At 60.4% G+C, this 14909-nt stretch carries 13 protein-coding genes and 1 tRNA gene; 10 read left to right on the forward strand and 4 right to left on the reverse strand.

The annotated features are described in order from the left end of the window. Positions 1-18: 18 nt before the first annotated feature. From aceA to ACM3N8_RS10505, 4 genes are all read right to left on the reverse strand, one after another. Positions 19-1332, reverse strand: a complete 1314-nt coding sequence (gene aceA, locus ACM3N8_RS10490; protein WP_098983519.1) for an isocitrate lyase — start codon at positions 1330-1332, stop codon at positions 19-21. A gap of 75 nt (positions 1333-1407) precedes the next feature. Beyond that, positions 1408-3015, reverse strand: a complete 1608-nt coding sequence (gene aceB / locus ACM3N8_RS10495) for a malate synthase A (RefSeq protein ID WP_098983521.1) — start codon at positions 3013-3015, stop codon at positions 1408-1410. A gap of 715 nt (positions 3016-3730) precedes the next feature. After that, positions 3731-3865, reverse strand: a complete 135-nt coding sequence (locus tag ACM3N8_RS10500) for a hypothetical protein (protein WP_280136099.1) — start codon at positions 3863-3865, stop codon at positions 3731-3733. A gap of 258 nt (positions 3866-4123) precedes the next feature. Further along, positions 4124-4200: transfer RNA gene (locus ACM3N8_RS10505), tRNA-Pro, on the reverse strand. A gap of 273 nt (positions 4201-4473) precedes the next feature. On the opposite strand from ACM3N8_RS10505, the gene ACM3N8_RS10510 reads away from it, so the two are divergent. The 10 genes from ACM3N8_RS10510 to ACM3N8_RS10555 all read left to right on the forward strand — a co-directional run bounded on the left by ACM3N8_RS10510 (position 4474) and on the right by ACM3N8_RS10555 (position 14907). Beyond that, positions 4474-4713, forward strand: coding sequence for a hypothetical protein (locus tag ACM3N8_RS10510; protein ID WP_416016064.1), 240 nt, complete (start codon positions 4474-4476; stop codon positions 4711-4713). 150 nt (positions 4714-4863) lie between these two features. After that, the gene (locus ACM3N8_RS10515) at positions 4864-5055 is read left to right on the forward strand and encodes a hypothetical protein (protein WP_290017972.1); all 192 of its coding nucleotides are present in this window, start codon (positions 4864-4866) and stop codon (positions 5053-5055) included. After that, entirely contained in the window at positions 5052-5591 is a 540-nt protein-coding gene (gene tadA, locus ACM3N8_RS10520) for a tRNA adenosine(34) deaminase TadA (protein WP_290017496.1), read from the forward strand. The genes ACM3N8_RS10515 and tadA overlap by 4 nt, the downstream gene beginning before the upstream one ends. Positions 5592-5794: 203 nt before the next feature. After that, positions 5795-8032 (forward strand): ABC transporter permease subunit, encoded by a 2238-nt coding sequence (locus tag ACM3N8_RS10525; protein ID WP_043556646.1) that lies wholly within the window; start codon positions 5795-5797, stop codon positions 8030-8032. Between the two features lie 50 nt (positions 8033-8082). Beyond that, positions 8083-9732: a phosphate ABC transporter permease PstA gene (gene pstA, locus ACM3N8_RS10530; RefSeq protein ID WP_098983526.1), complete on the forward strand. Its 1650-nt coding sequence runs from the start codon at positions 8083-8085 to the stop codon at positions 9730-9732. 191 nt (positions 9733-9923) lie between these two features. Continuing rightward, positions 9924-10742 (forward strand): phosphate ABC transporter ATP-binding protein PstB, encoded by an 819-nt coding sequence (pstB, locus tag ACM3N8_RS10535; RefSeq protein ID WP_043137469.1) that lies wholly within the window; start codon positions 9924-9926, stop codon positions 10740-10742. Between the two features lie 183 nt (positions 10743-10925). Beyond that, positions 10926-11636 (forward strand): phosphate signaling complex protein PhoU, encoded by a 711-nt coding sequence (gene phoU, locus ACM3N8_RS10540; protein ID WP_042036494.1) that lies wholly within the window; start codon positions 10926-10928, stop codon positions 11634-11636. 192 nt (positions 11637-11828) lie between these two features. Further along, positions 11829-13148, forward strand: coding sequence for a hemolysin family protein (locus ACM3N8_RS10545; protein ID WP_241326262.1), 1320 nt, complete (start codon positions 11829-11831; stop codon positions 13146-13148). Positions 13149-13166: 18 nt separating this feature from the next. Beyond that, on the forward strand, positions 13167-13706 hold the full coding sequence (locus ACM3N8_RS10550) for a hypothetical protein (RefSeq protein ID WP_043556641.1): 540 nt from the start codon (positions 13167-13169) through the stop codon (positions 13704-13706). A gap of 298 nt (positions 13707-14004) precedes the next feature. After that, complete coding sequence (locus ACM3N8_RS10555) at positions 14005-14907, forward strand: homocysteine S-methyltransferase family protein (RefSeq protein ID WP_290017486.1); 903 nt, start codon at positions 14005-14007, stop codon at positions 14905-14907. Positions 14908-14909 lie beyond the last annotated feature (2 nt).

A 14909-nucleotide genomic window follows, 5' to 3' on the forward strand; every position in this document is an offset into this window, starting at 1 on the left:
GTGGCTCGCATGCAGTTATCAGTGGAACTGATCTTCTTCGGTGGAACCTGTCAGCGCTGTCACTGACGATTGGCCACCCTGGATGACGGTGGTCACCTTGTCGAAGTAACCCGTGCCCACTTCCTGCTGGTGTGCCACGAAGGTGTAACCACGGCTGGCGGCGGCAAATTCCGGCTCCTGCACCATCTCGACGTAGTGCTTCATCCCCTCGCCACGGGCGTACTGGTAGGCCAGTTCGTACATGTGGAACCACATGTTGTGGATGCCCGCGAGGGTGATGAACTGGTACTTGTAACCCATGTCGGACAGCTCCTGCTGGAAGCGGGCGATGGTGACATCGTCCAGGTTCTTCTTCCAGTTGAAGCTGGGGGAGCAGTTGTAGGCCAGTATGGTGTCCGGGTACTGCGCCTTGATGGCTTCGGCAAACTTGCGCGCCTCGTCCAGATCCGGCTTGGCGGTTTCGCACCACACCATGTCGGCGTAAGGGGCATAGGCCAGACCACGGGAGATGGCCTGCTCGATCCCCGCCTGCACCTTGTAGAAGCCTTCTGCGGTGCGCTCACCGGTCAGGAAACCGGCATCGTAAGGGTCTGCATCCGTGGTCAGCAGGTCGGCCGCGTTGGCGTCGGTACGGGCAATCACCAGGGTAGTGGTGCCGCAGACGTCGGCTGCCAGACGGGCGGCGACCAGCTTTTGTACCGCTTCCTGGGTGGGGACCAGCACCTTGCCGCCCATGTGGCCGCATTTCTTCACCGAGGCCAGCTGATCTTCGAAGTGTACGCCGGCGGCGCCCGCTTCAATCATCCCCTTCATCAGTTCGAAGGCGTTCAGCACGCCGCCGAAACCGGCTTCGGCATCCGCCACGATAGGCAGGAAGTAGTCGATGAAACCGGCATCCTGCGGACCCACCTTGTTGGCCCACTGGATCTGGTCGGCACGGGCAAACGAGTTGTTGATGCGCTCCACCACGGACGGGACAGAGTTGGCCGGGTAGAGGGACTGATCCGGGTACATGGTGGAGGACAAGTTGTTGTCCGCCGCCACTTGCCAGCCGGAGAGGTAGATCGCCTCTATACCCGCCTTGGCCTGCTGCACCGCCTGGCCGCCGGTCAGGGCGCCGAGACAGTTGACGTAGCCTTTCTTGGCGCTGCCGTGGATCAGTTCCCACAGTTTGTCGGCGCCGCGCTGAGCCAGGGTGTGCGCCGGCTGCAAGCTGCCGCGCAGGTTCACCACGTCTTCGGCGCTGTAGCCGCGCTTGATCCCTTTCCAGCGGGGGTTTTCTGCCCAGTCTTTCTCGATAGCCTGGATCTGTTGCTCACGGGTCAGTGCCATATCAGTTCCCTCTTTCATTGATTTCACGTTTCCATTGACTTGTTATTGGCGGGCTCCGCTGGGGAGGCCCGGAGTTCAGAGCCGCTCGTAACCGGGCAGCGTCAGAAAATCGATCAGGGTGTCGGCGCAGGTGATCTGTTCCATCAGCTCGCTCGCCTCGGCAAAGCGCCCCGCTTGCCAGCGGGCGTCGCCCAGTTCGTGTTTGACCACCTGCTGCTCCTCGGCCAGCATCTGGCGGAACAGCGCCTTGGTCACCACCTGGCCGTTCGACAGGCTCTTGCCGTGGCGGATCCACTGCCAGATGGAGGTGCGGGAGATCTCGGCGGTAGCCGCATCTTCCATCAGGCCATAGATGGGCACGCAGCCGTTGCCGTTGATCCAGGCTTCCAGGTATTGCAGGGCGACCCGGATGTTGGTGCGCATGCCCGCCTCGGTGCGCTCACCCTCGCAGGGGGCCAGCAGCTCGGCGGCCGTGATGGGGGCATCCTGCTCGCGCAGCACGCCGATCTGGTTCTTGGCGCCAACGGGAATGGTGGCGTTGAACACCGCCATGGCGGTGTCGGCGAGGCCGGGGTGGGCCACCCAGGTGCCGTCGTGGCCGTTGTGGGCTTCGCGTTCCTTGTCCGCCTTGACCTTGGCAAACACCTGCTCGTTGACGGCCGCATCCTTGGCCGGGATGAAGGCCGCCATACCACCCATGGCCAGCGCGCCGCGCTTGTGGCAGGTCTTGATCAGCAGCCGCGAATAGGCGGAGAGGAAAGGTTTGTCCATGGTGACTACCTGACGGTCCGGCAGGACCCGATCAGGGTGGTTCTTCAAGGTCTTGATGTAGCTGAAGATGTAGTCCCAGCGGCCGCAGTTGAGTGCGACTATGTGATCCTGCATCTGATAGAGCAGCTCATCCATCTCGAACACCGCAGGCAGGGTTTCGATCAGTACTGTGGCCTTGATGGTGCCGCGGGGCAGGCCGAACTTGTCTTCGGTCCAGGCGAACACTTCGCTCCACCAGCGCCCTTCCAGATGGCTCTGCAGCTTGGGCACATAGAAGTAGGGGCCCGAGCCCTTGGCCAGCAGCGCCTGATGGTTGTGCAGGAAATAGAGGGCGAAGTCGAACAGACCGCCTGGGATGGGGGCGCCATCGAAGGTCACATGTTTTTCAGGCAGATGCAGGCCACGCACCCGGCAGATGAGCACGGCCGGATCCGGGTTCAGGGTATAGGCCTTGCCCTCGGGGCTGGTGTAGGAGACGGTGCCATTGACCGCATCGCGCAGGTTGATCTGCCCCTCGATCACCTTGTTCCAGGCGGGAGCCAGCGAATCCTCGAAGTCCGCCATGAATACCTTGACGTTGGCATTGAGGGCGTTGATCACCATCTTGCGCTCGACCGGACCGGTGATCTCCACACGGCGGTCCTGCAGATCGGCGGGGATGCCGCGAATGGTCCAGTCACCGGCACGGATGTGGGCGGTTTCCGGCAGGAAGTCCGGCAGCTCGCCGCCATCGATGCGGGCTTGGCGTGCCACACGTTGTTTCAGCAATTCCCCTCTTTGGGGCGCGAAGCGTTCCACCAGTTCGGAGACCAGAGCCACCGCGTCCGGCGTCAGAATTTGCGCGTATTCGGGCAGCATCTCGCCCTGGATGCGAAGGCGGGCGCTGCAGTGGGTCTGAGCCGGTGCCGACATAAGGTTCACTCCTTTGAGAACTACATTTTGAACTTACTAACTACGACTAAAGTCGATCCCTGTTCTTTCAAACTTCCCGTAACAACGGGATAACACGATTCATAAGGTGCGAAATATTGCCCTGTTCGTCAACCACTTTTTTAAAACGCCTGTTTTTGACTGGTGGTTAAGATGATGTTTTTAATGAACTTATGTGATTAGCGCAAAAGCTCTATGCAGATGGTTATGCGCTTGTTTTCCGACCCCTGATGGTGGTGTGATCCAGTGGAGGGAATACGGCTTGGGATGTAACTTATTACGTAATAAAATTACAAATGCAAAAACAAATCCCGACCTAACTCCAAGCTTTCAAAAAACAGCTGTATGAAATGAGATCGGCGATCCCAGTGAATATCCAGCTCCTGCCAACATTGGCTAGTGAACGTTTGTTTAAAACTTGGATGGCGAATGGGGGCCGAATGGGATTTACCCCACCAGCGAGGGGAAAGTGACGAGCAATAACGTAGGTTTGTATCACCTTGGCCTGACAACTAGCAGAGGGAGGGGAGGGTGATGAGTAGTGAATGCAACTGGTTATGTTCAGTTTTTCAGCATTTTATTGTTATTTGTATCAGCGAGCCTTCCTGGCCCCTCGGGAGGATGAAAGGGTGGCGAAATTCACGGCTCAGCGGCCACACTCTCCTGTTGCGTGCGGGGGATCCCTTGAGGGGCGGGATCAGTAATCGTCGTCCGGCGCCGCCAGATCGACCACGTCAAGACGCACTATGGTGCCGTATTCGTTATCACCGAGCTCGACGTTCGGTAGTGGCAGGGGGGCCTGGTCGGGTTGTGCGTCAACTGCTTGCGTCATGGGTGCTTGCCTCGTTGGATTGCAAGCCGGTTGGTGACTCCATCACCCGGATTTCCACCTCCCTGTATCCATTGCCGGCGGAAAAGTGGCGTATCCTAGCGATACTCGCCAGAGGTTTCAAGTGGTTCTGTATAAAAAACATGCCGTCGATAGTGATGGCTCTGTGGGCAAGGCGTTTGGCAGGAGAATAAAGATGGGAAGCGGGCAACGAGGCAAAAAAATAGCCCAGTCGCGAGACTGGGCTATTTTCGGGGAAAATGGTCGGTGTGAGAGGATTCGAACCTCCGACCCTCTACACCCCATGCAGATGCGCTACCTGGCTGCGCTACACACCGACGAGGTCAGTCTGAGCTGACGGAAAGGAGTCTAATGATATGGATCGTTTGGTGCAACTCCTTTTTTATCAGGGAGATGCCGACTGCTTCTTTATTGCGCAACCAAGATGTAGCTTGGGCCTGCAGGTGAGATTTGGCATAATCGCCGCCCCGTGTTGCGGTGCGTGCATCCACTGCCAGGCGAGCAGCCTTGCCGGGTGATCGCGTATGTCGTCATCAGCCGGCGGGCAGGGGCCGGTTCGGGATAAGCGCATCCAGGTAAAGAAGAGACGGATGAGCGATCAGTCAGGCCGGGAAGCAGGACAAATCGTCATGAACAAGCTGTCGAGAGAGGACAAGGGCCTGGAACCATCAGAAATAGCACCGTGCTTGGGGCATGGCGAGCAAGACGAGCGCTGGATGCGCCACGCCATGGTACTGGCTGCCAGGGCCGAGGGGGAAACGGGTGAGATCCCGGTCGGCACGGCGCCAATGTTCAAGGCACAAAGGCAATATAAAGAGGTAAGGGCGTGACGCCATCAGAGAATGCTGACTCCTTTGAGCAAGCGCAGCAGGATGAACGCTGGATGCACCATGCCATGGCACTGGCCGCCAGGGCTGAGGGGGAAACGGGTGAGATCCCGGTCGGCACGGCGCCAATGTTCAAGGCGCGCAGGCAATATAATGACAAATAGAGGTAAGGGCGTGACGCCATCAGAGAATGCTGACTCCTTTGAGCAAGCGCAGCAAGACGAGCGCTGGATGCGCCACGCCATGGCACTGGCTGCCAGGGCCGAGGGGGAAACGGGTGAGATCCCGGTCGGTACGGCGCCAATGTTCAAGGCACAAAGGCAATATAAAGAGGTAAGGGCGTGACGCCATCAGAGAATGCTGACTCCTTTGAGCAAGCGCAGCAAGACGAGCGCTGGATGCGCCATGCCATGGCACTGGCCGCCAGGGCCGAGGGGATAGGCGAGATCCCGGTCGGTGCCGTGCTGGTGCTGGGGGACGAGGTGATCGGTGAGGGGTGGAATCGCTCCATCAGCGCCCATGACGCCTGTGCCCATGCGGAAATCATGGCGATCCGCGCCGCCGGTGTCCGGCTGGAAAACTACCGGCTGCTCGACACCACCCTCTATGTGACGCTGGAGCCCTGCTGCATGTGCGCCGGCGCCCTGATCCACAGCCGGGTCAAGCGGGTGGTGTACGGGGCGCAGGATCTCAAGACAGGGGCGGCGGGGTCCGTGTTCGAGATATTGCAGGACCCGCGCCATAACCACAGGGTCGAGTTGACCGGCGGTGTGCTGGCGGAAGCCTGCTCGGCCCAGCTGTCGGCCTTCTTCAAGCGTCGCCGCGCCGAGAAAAAGGCAGCCAGACAGGCGCTGCAACAAAGCGGCGGCTCCGCCGTCTGACACCAAGGGGGGGCCGCCTAGCCCCCTCGTTTGATGCCTTCATATATCTTCATATAAAACAGATGGTTGGCTCTGCTGCTTGCCGACAACGTCCTGCCTGAATGCCTCCCAAAATAACCTCTTCACCGAGGGCCTCGATGTAACAAAACTGTCATGCAACCGCCATATAATGCCGCCAAGCCTAGCTCACATTGAGGTCTTGCATGTCATCGGAATCGATAAACTTGGGTATGGCGGGCAGTAGAAAGCGCCGTATCAAGGATAAGTTGGCCAAGTACGGGGTCACCACGGGTGGTGCCCTGGTGCTGGTGGCCCTGTTGCTCATTTTCTTCTACCTGCTCTATGTGGTGAAACCCATCTTCAATGGCGCCACGATGGAGCCGACCGCGTCGTTCACGCTGCCCGTTGCGGGCAAGACCGCCTGGCTCGGGATGGAGGAGCAGAACGAGATTGGCTACCGCTTCAGCGACAAGGGGCTGGTCAACTTCTTCGCCGTCCAGGGGGATGGCAAGGTCAAGGTGGGTCAGGCGCTGGGTCAGGCCCAGGTCGCGGGTGACATCACCACGGTCGCGCCGCCGGCACCGGGTCAGAAGCTCATCGCCTACGGTTTTGCCGATGGCAAGGCGCTGGTGATGCAGCCCTACTTCAAGGTCTCCTATCCCAACGATGTGCGGGTCATAGAACCCAGCCTGCAATATCCCTTCGGCGAAGCGCCCGTGGTGATAGATCCGCAAGGGAAAGCGTTGCAGCTGATGGTGTTCGAGGCGACCAAGGAGAAGATGGCCACCGCCGCCGTGACCGAGGATGGCCGCGGCGTGATGACGGTCATGAGCGGCGAGGAGAACTTCCTCTCCGGCGAGGTGGAGTGGAGCGCCCAGAACTACAGCATCCCTTCCCTGCCGCGCCATGTGGATCAGCTGTTGCTGACCCCCAATCTGCGCATCCTGTTCGTGCGTGAGGGCAACCGTCTCTCCGTCTACGACATTCACAACCTCAATGACATCTCCCTGCGCAACGTCATGGAGATCAATGCCCCCAACGCCAACGTGACCCGGGTCGAGCTGCTCTCCGGTGCTTCCTCCCTGCTGGTGGGCAATGACAACGGCGTCATCTCCCAGTGGTTCGAAGTGGCCAAGGACGGCAAACGCCAGTTCACCCCCATTCGTGACTTCAAGGGCGATGGCCCGGTCGACTTGCTGACCCCGGAGCACTTTCGCAAGGGCTTCATCAGCGCAGGCAAGGATGGCACCGTCAGCTTCTTCCACGCCACCGGCGAGACCAAGCTGCTGAGCGAGAAGGTCGAGGGCGGCGCCCTGTCGGCCCTGGCCATCTCGCCACGCCACAACGTGCTGCTGATGCAGCAGGGGGATGGCTTCAAACTGTTCGCGGTGGAGAATGAGCACCCCGAGGTGACCTGGTCTGCCCTGTGGCAGGAGGTGTGGTACGAAGGCTACCCTGAGCCCCAGTATGTGTGGCAATCCACCTCCGCCAGCAATGACTTCGAAGCCAAGCTGAGCCTGGTGCCGCTGGTGTTCGGCACCCTGAAAGCCTCCTTCTACGCCATGATGTTTGCGGTGCCGCTCGGCGTTGCCGGCGCCATCTACACCGCCTACTTCATGTCGGCCGGGCTGCGCAAATACGTCAAGCCGACGGTCGAGATCATGGCGGCACTGCCGACCGTTATCCTGGGCTTCCTGGCGGGTCTCTGGCTCGCTCCCATCATAGAGGGGGCGCTGCCCGGGGTGATCCTGCTGCTGATCCTGCTGCCGATGGGGATGCTGCTGACCGCGCTGGTGTGGAACTACCTGCCGGAACGTGGCCGGTCGTGGTTGCCTGAGGGCTGGCACGCCATCCTGCTGATTCCCGTGCTGCTGCTGATCGGCTGGGGCGCCTTCGCGGTGAGCCCGCTCATCGAGAACGCCTTCATGCACGGCGACTCGCGCATCTGGCTGACCCACGAGATGGGTATCAAGTTTGACCAGCGCAACTCCCTGGTGGTCGGTATCGCCATGGGCTTCGCCGTCATCCCCACCATCTTCTCTATCGCCGAGGACGCTGTCTTCTCCGTGCCCAAGCATCTCACCCAGGGCTCGCTGGCGCTGGGGGCGACCCCCTGGCAGACCCTGAGCCGGGTGGTGATCCTCACCGCCAGCCCGGGCATCTTCTCGGCGGTGATGATGGGCCTTGGCCGCGCCGTTGGCGAGACCATGATAGTGCTGATGGCCACCGGCAACACCCCCATCATGGACTTCTCCATGTTCCAGGGATTGCGCACCCTGGCCGCCAATATCGCGGTGGAGATGCCGGAATCGGAAGTGGGCAGCTCTCACTATCGGGTGTTGTTCCTCGCGGCCTTCGTCCTGTTTGTGTTCACCTTTATGTTCAACACCCTGGCCGAGTTCATTCGTCAGCGGTTGCGTGAAAAATACAGCTCTCTGTAATGAGCCGTTCCATCAAAAGCGGCGTTCTGTATATGAACAAGGAATCGATAATGGGTAAGTGGTTTAAATCAGGGGCCCCCTGGATCTGGATGACCGGCGGTGCCGTCAGCCTGAGTCTGGTCGCGGTACTGGGTCTGCTGCTGCTGATCGGCTGGCGCGGTCTGGTCTACTTCTGGCCTCACCCCATCTATGAGTGGCAGCTCGAAGATGCAAACGGCAACAAGAGCGTGCTGATCGGCGAAATCAACGACCGTGAACTGGTGCCGGTGGAGCGGCTGCGCGCCGCAGGCTTGCCGCTGGAGGGGGAGGAGCGCGAGCTGCTGACCCGCTACCTGGTCAAGACCGGCAACCGCGAGTTCGTCGACCTCGATTTTCGCTGGGTGCTGGAGACCGACATCAAGTCCCAGAGCCTGCCGACCGAGTTGGCCATGGTGGAGCGTGCCACCAACGGCAACTTCTACGGCTACATAGTCGGGGTCAAGGAGGACGGCCGCGAGCTGAGCCAGGATCTGCATCCCGCGCTGCAACGGGTGCTGGCCCGTGCCAACGATCTCTCCGAACAGGCTGACGATCTGCAAAAAGGGGACATAGGCAGCATCAACTATCAGCTGGAACGGCTGCGCCTGAAAGAGCGCAAGGCCGAGCTGGACGACAAGCTGACCGATCAGCTTAAAACCCAGCTGGCCGAGCAGCGTCAGGCCCTCAATGACAACTATCAGGTGCTGGAGAAGCAGCTCTTCTCCCTGCGTGCCCAGGCGGACAGAGACTCCATCACGGTCAAGGACATGCGTGGCGAGCTGGTGGTCATGCCCATGTCCAAGGTGCTGGACGTGGTGTGGCCCAACGACATGAGCCTGCTGGCCAAGGTGGGCTACTGGTTCCACCAGATCGGCAAGTTCGTCTCCGACGATCCCCGCGAGGCCAACACCGAGGGCGGCGTATTCCCGGCCATCTTCGGCACCGTCTTCATGGTGTTCCTGATGGCTATCATAGTCACGCCGCTCGGCGTGGTGGCGGCTGTCTACCTGCACGAGTACGCGGGCAAGAACAGCCTGACCAAGATCATCCGCATCGCCGTGATCAACCTGGCGGGTGTGCCCTCCATCGTGTACGGCGTGTTCGGTCTGGGCTTCTTCGTCTACACCCTCGGCGGCTCGCTGGATCAGCTGTTCTACCCGGAAGCGCTGCCGAGCCCGACCTTTGGCTCCCCCGGCGTCATCTGGTCGGCGCTGACCCTGGCCATCCTGACCCTGCCTGTGGTGATCGTCTCCACCGAAGAGGGGCTGGCCCGGATCCCGAGCACCATTCGCCAGGGTTCGCTGGCGCTCGGCGCCACCCAGGCAGAGACCCTGTGGCGCATCGTGCTGCCCATGGCGAGCCCGGCCATCATGACAGGTCTTATCCTGGCGATCGCCCGCGCCGCCGGTGAAGTGGCGCCGCTGATGCTGGTGGGGGTGGTGAAGCTGGCGCCGACCCTGCCGATGGATGGCAACTTCCCGTACCTGCACGTGGAGCGCAAGTTCATGCACCTGGGCTTCCACATATACGATGTGGGCTTCCAGAGCCCCAACGTCGAGGCGGCGCGGCCACTGGTGTATGCCACCTCCTTCCTGCTGGTGACGGTGATCGTCGGTCTCAACCTGACGGCCATCGGCATTCGTAACCATTTACGCGAGAAGTTCCGTTCTTTGGAGCATTGATGATGAACCTGACGGGCATCACAGGCATTCGTAACCACCTGCGTGAAAAATTCCGGTCGCTGGAACATTAATCCAGCCACCCCAGACTGATATTGAGGCAAGGGACGGGCGGCTGCCCCCCTTGCCAGTCAAGTGTTCCGGCCGCTGGCACATCAAGATGCCCGCCGCCATCGACTGATTTGAGGTAACAGATGATCAACGTAACGACAGCTTCCACCCAGCACACTGCGCTGGATCTGCTCAACCTGAGCCCGGAGCAGACCGCGCTGGAGGTCAAGGATCTCAACCTGTACTACGGCAACAAGCAGGCGCTGTTCAACGTCAACATGAAGATCCCCAAGGGGCAGGTGACGGCCTTTATCGGCCCGTCTGGTTGCGGTAAATCGACCCTGCTGCGCTGCATCAACCGGATGAACGATCTGGTGGAGATCTGCCGCATCGAGGGGGAGATCCAGCTGCACGGCCACAACATCTACGACAAGGGGGTGGATGTCTCCGCCCTGCGTCGCCAGGTGGGCATGGTGTTCCAGCGCCCCAACCCCTTCCCCAAGTCCATCTATGAGAACGTGGTCTACGGCCTGCGCCTGCAGGGGATCAACGACAGGCGCACCCTGGATGAGGCGGCCGAGCGCTCACTGCGCGGCGCGGCGCTGTGGGACGAGGTGAAGGATCGCCTGCACGACAATGCGTTCGGCCTCTCCGGTGGTCAGCAGCAGCGTCTGGTGATCGCCCGGGCCATCGCCATCGAGCCGGAAGTGCTGCTGCTGGATGAACCGACCTCGGCGCTCGACCCGATTTCGACCCTCACCATCGAGGAGCTGATCAACGAGCTCAAGAGCCAGTTCACCGTGGTCATCGTCACCCACAACATGCAGCAGGCGGCGCGGGTCTCGGATCAGACCGCTTTCATGTACATGGGCGAGCTCATCGAGTACTCGAACACCAACACCATCTTCACCACCCCGGCCAAGAAGAAGACCGAGGACTACATCACCGGTCGTTACGGCTAATAGTGTGAGTGGCAGAGCAGGGGTGATAGATATGAACAGCAAGAAACAGATTACCGGTCAGTTCAACGGCTAGGGCATGCTTGGTGCAATAAGGGTTATTGGTATGAGCAAGATGAGCATCAAGAAACAGATTACCGGTCAGTTCAACGGCTAGGGCATACTCGGAGCATAAGGATTATTTGTATGGACAATATGAACCTCAATAAACACATCTCCGGTCAGTTCAATGCCGAACTTGAGAGCGTGCGCAATCAGGTGCTGGTGATGGGCGGCCTGGTGGAGCAGCAACTGACCGACGCCATCGCGGCCATCCACGATCAGGATCTGGATGCGGCGCGCAAGATAGTGGCGAACGATCACAAGGTCAACGCCATGGAAGTGGCGATCGATGAGGAGTGCACCCGCATCATCGCCAAGCGTCAGCCCACCGCGTCCGACCTGCGGCTGGTGATGGCCATCATCAAGACCATCACGGACTTGGAGCGCATCGGCGACGTGGCGGACAAGATTGCCCGCATGCTGACCGACAACGCCAACAAGCCGCAACCGCCGCTGGTATCGCTCGAGAACATGGGCCGGCGTACCATCAAGATGCTGCACGACGTGCTAGACGCCTTTGCCCGCATGGATCTGGAGGCGGCCATCGCCGTCTACAAGGAAGATGACAAGGTGGACAGGGAGTACGAGTCCATCATTCGCGAGCTGATGACCTACATGATGGAAGATCCGCGCACCATACCCCAGGTGTTGAACGTGCTGTGGGCGGCGCGGGCCATAGAGCGGGTCGGCGATCGTTGCCAGCACATCTGCGAGTACATCGTCTATTACGTCAAAGGCAAGGACGTGCGCCACACCAAGGCGGACGAGCTCAATGAGCTGCTCGGCAAGCACTGACCGAAAAATGAATAAAAAGGCGCTTTGGGCGCCTTTTTTGTTGCACTGGGTGCCAGAGTAAGATATCGCCACCCAACAGGCGCTTTTCTGCTAGAATATGCCCCCTGTGTGAGTCTCGGATGGACTCACGGTCTGGTCTCCCAGGCCCAGTTTGCCGTCTTGTGCTAAGACGGGTGTAGCAATAGGTTAATCATGAGTTTTGCCGATAGTTTATTTTTTCTGATGTTGCTGGTTGCCGGCAGCGTGTTCTTCTCTCTTTCCGAGATATCCCTTGCCGCCTCCCGCAAGATCAAGTTGCAGGTGATGGCCGATGAGGGAAACCGCCATGCCGCCAAGGTGCTGGCGCTGCAGGCCCAGCCGGGTAATTTCTTTACCGTGGTGCAAATTGGCCTCAATACCGTCGCCATCCTGGGCGGTATCCTGGGTGAGTCTGCCCTGAATCCTGCCATCAAGGTGTTCATCTCCGGCTTCTATCAAGGCCCCTGGCTCAGCCAGATAAGTTCCGCCGCCTCCTTCGTGTTCGTCACCGGCATGTTCATCCTGATCGCCGACCTGATGCCCAAGCGCCTGGCCATGACCATGCCGGAGCGGATCGCCGTGGTGGTGGTACGCCCCATGCTGCTGTGCGTGACCCTGCTGATGCCGCTGGTGTGGTTCTTCAATGGCATGGCGAATGCGTTGTTCCGTCTGCTGCGGGTCTCCATGATACGCAACGACGAGATCACCTCTGACGACATCTATGCGGTGATGGATGCAGGCGCCGAGGCCGGCGTCATCCAGCGTGAAGAGCATCAGCTCATCGAGAACGTGTTCGAGTTGCAGTCCCTCGGTGTCACCTCCGCCATGACGGCCCGCGAGAGCCTCATCTACTTCACCCTGCAAGAGGGCGAGGAGAGCATCAAGGCCAAGATCGCCGAACACCCGCACAACAAGTTTCTGGTGTGCGACCACAACCTCGACAGCATCAAGGGCTTCGTCGATGCGAAAGAGCTGTTGATCCGTGTCATCAGCGGCCAGAGCATAGACCTCAACAGCGGCTCCCTGGTGCAGAACGTCATCATCATTCCCGACACTCTCAACCTCTACGAGGCGATGGAGTACTTCAAGAACCACAGGGGCGATTTCGCCGTGGTGATGAATGAATACGCCCTGGTGGTGGGGATAGTCACCATGAACGACCTGATGAGTACCGTCATGGGCGAGTGGGCCACCCACGTGGTGGAAGAGCAGATAGTGCAGCGGGACGAAAACTCCTGGCTGGTGGATGGAGTGACCCCCATCTCGGACGTGATGCGGGCCTTCGACATCGAAGAGTTTCCGGATAGCCAGAACTACGAGACCATAGCCGGTTTCATCATGTTCATGCTGCGCAAGATCCCCAAGCGCACCGACTCGGTGAAATACGCGGGTTACAAGTTCGAAGTGGTCGACATCGACAGCTACAAGATCGACCAGCTGCTGGTCACCCGGGTCGAACCCGTGGTGGCCGAGAAGCCTGCTCAGGAATCGTAAAGGAGCTATCAAGGAGTCATGAAGATGCAGTCTCATTCCCGTGCGCTGGCCTGTGTGGCGCTCGCCCTCGCGCTGGGCGCTTGCAGCCAGAGCACACCCCGCAAGGCCACTGCCGTTGCCAAGCCTGCCGCTCCCAAGGCGGTGGTGGTGCCGCAGCCGGATCCCGATGCCGTGGTGCAAAGTGGCGTGGCAGAGCCGAGCCCTGTGTTCGATGAAGAGTATCACGGCCCGGATCAGGGGTCCCTCGAGTCGGTGACCGCCCTGTTTGCCCGCGGCTACATAGAGTCGGCCATGCGCGAGACCATGCTGGCGGCGGTGCACAATGACTATCCGCTGCTCGGCATGCGGGATGTGCGGCTGACCGATCCTGTCTCCAAGTTCCTCACCTCCGCCCATGCTGCCACCACGGCCCATGACTACCTTTATGCCGGGGTGCAGCGTCGACTGGGTCGTCCACTGAGCCCGGCTCAGTGGGAGCAGATCTGGCGTGGTCTGCCCCAGCAGGGTCGGGTTTCCGACTGGACCAAGCAGATAAAACGGGTGCTGGCAGGGCGTTAAGCCACCAGTCATCCTGTTGCCATGAGGCCACCCTAGGGTGGCCTCACGCTTTTCTGCCTTCTGCCTTCTGCCGCTTTCGCTGTTTTCCCGTCTCTGCTGTCTGCTGATGCCCTGTGATACCGATTGCCGTCGGCTCGGCTTTGTTCTATCTTGTTTTGGCCGTCTAAACATCTATATGTTTTTATGGCCGCTTTGGCGGTTCACCCTGAATGGGCAAGGCGACGCACAGCCACGCCAGCCAGGAGAACAGCCACAGATGAAACATGCAGACAAACACAACAACAAAGAGACAGGACAGATGGAAACACAGGCATTGTGGGTACTGGACGGTGGCATGGGGCGTGAGCTGGCACGGCGGGGCGCGCCATTTCGCCAGCCCGAGTGGTCGGCGCTGGCGCTGATGGAGGCGCCAAAGACGGTGCGCGAAGTGCATCAGGCCTATGTGGCGAGCGGTGCCCGTGTCATCACCACCAACAGCTATGCGCTGGTGCCGTTTCATATCGGTGCCGAGCGTTTTGCCGCCGAGGGGGAAGCGCTGGCGGCGCTGGCTGGCCAGCTGGCCCGCGAGGTGGCCGATGAACAGGGCGGTGCCGTGCAGGTGGCGGGATCCTTGCCGCCGCTGTTTGGCTCCTACCGCGCCGACTTGTTCGAGGCGGACAGAGTGGGCGAGCTGGCGACGCCGCTTATCCGGGCGCTGACGCCTCATGTAGACATCTGGCTGGCCGAAACCATGAGCCTGATTGCCGAGCCGCTGGCGCTCAAGGCGCTGTTGCCGGCGGATGGCAAGCCGTTCTGGGTCTCCTTCACCCTGGAGGACGAGGCGCCGGGCTGCGAGCCGACCCTGCGCTCCGGCGAGCGGGTGGTCGATGCCGTCACGGCGCTGGTCACGGTCGGGGTGGATGCCATCCTGTTCAACTGTTGCCAGCCCGAGGTGATTGAGGCCGCGCTGACGGTGGCCGGTGACAGGTTGCAGGCGCTGGGTCGAGGGGATATTCGCCTCGGCGCTTACGCCAATGCCTTCCCGCCCCAGCCAAAAGAGGCGACCGCCAACGACGGGCTGGACGAGATCCGCGCCGATCTGGGGCCGCTGGATTACCTCGGCTGGGCCGAGCGCTGGCGCACCGTCGGGGCCTCTCTCATCGGGGGATGCTGCGGCATAGGCCCAGAGCATATTCAGGCACTGGCCAGCCGGCTGCGCTAAGG

Source organism: Aeromonas sp. A04, from assembly GCF_047780465.1.
Lineage (GTDB): Bacteria > Pseudomonadota > Gammaproteobacteria > Enterobacterales > Aeromonadaceae > Aeromonas > Aeromonas bestiarum.

Bases quoted from the DNA above. Each gene is read 5' to 3' on its own strand.
- pstB (WP_043137469.1), top strand. From the start codon at position 9,924: ATGATCAACGTAACGACAGCTTCCACCCAGCACACTGCGCTGGATCTG.
- ACM3N8_RS10500 (WP_280136099.1), bottom strand. From the start codon at position 3,865: ATGACGCAAGCAGTTGACGCACAACCCGACCAGGCCCCCCTGCCACTA.
- phoU (WP_042036494.1), top strand. From the start codon at position 10,926: ATGGACAATATGAACCTCAATAAACACATCTCCGGTCAGTTCAATGCC.
- ACM3N8_RS10550 (WP_043556641.1), top strand. From the start codon at position 13,167: ATGAAGATGCAGTCTCATTCCCGTGCGCTGGCCTGTGTGGCGCTCGCC.
- aceA (WP_098983519.1), bottom strand. From the start codon at position 1,332: ATGGCACTGACCCGTGAGCAACAGATCCAGGCTATCGAGAAAGACTGG.
- pstA (WP_098983526.1), top strand. From the start codon at position 8,083: ATGGGTAAGTGGTTTAAATCAGGGGCCCCCTGGATCTGGATGACCGGC.
- aceB (WP_098983521.1), bottom strand. From the start codon at position 3,015: ATGTCGGCACCGGCTCAGACCCACTGCAGCGCCCGCCTTCGCATCCAG.
- ACM3N8_RS10545 (WP_241326262.1), top strand. From the start codon at position 11,829: ATGAGTTTTGCCGATAGTTTATTTTTTCTGATGTTGCTGGTTGCCGGC.
- ACM3N8_RS10510 (WP_416016064.1), top strand. From the start codon at position 4,474: ATGAGCGATCAGTCAGGCCGGGAAGCAGGACAAATCGTCATGAACAAG.
- ACM3N8_RS10525 (WP_043556646.1), top strand. From the start codon at position 5,795: ATGTCATCGGAATCGATAAACTTGGGTATGGCGGGCAGTAGAAAGCGC.
- ACM3N8_RS10515 (WP_290017972.1), top strand. From the start codon at position 4,864: ATGACAAATAGAGGTAAGGGCGTGACGCCATCAGAGAATGCTGACTCC.
- ACM3N8_RS10555 (WP_290017486.1), top strand. From the start codon at position 14,005: ATGGAAACACAGGCATTGTGGGTACTGGACGGTGGCATGGGGCGTGAG.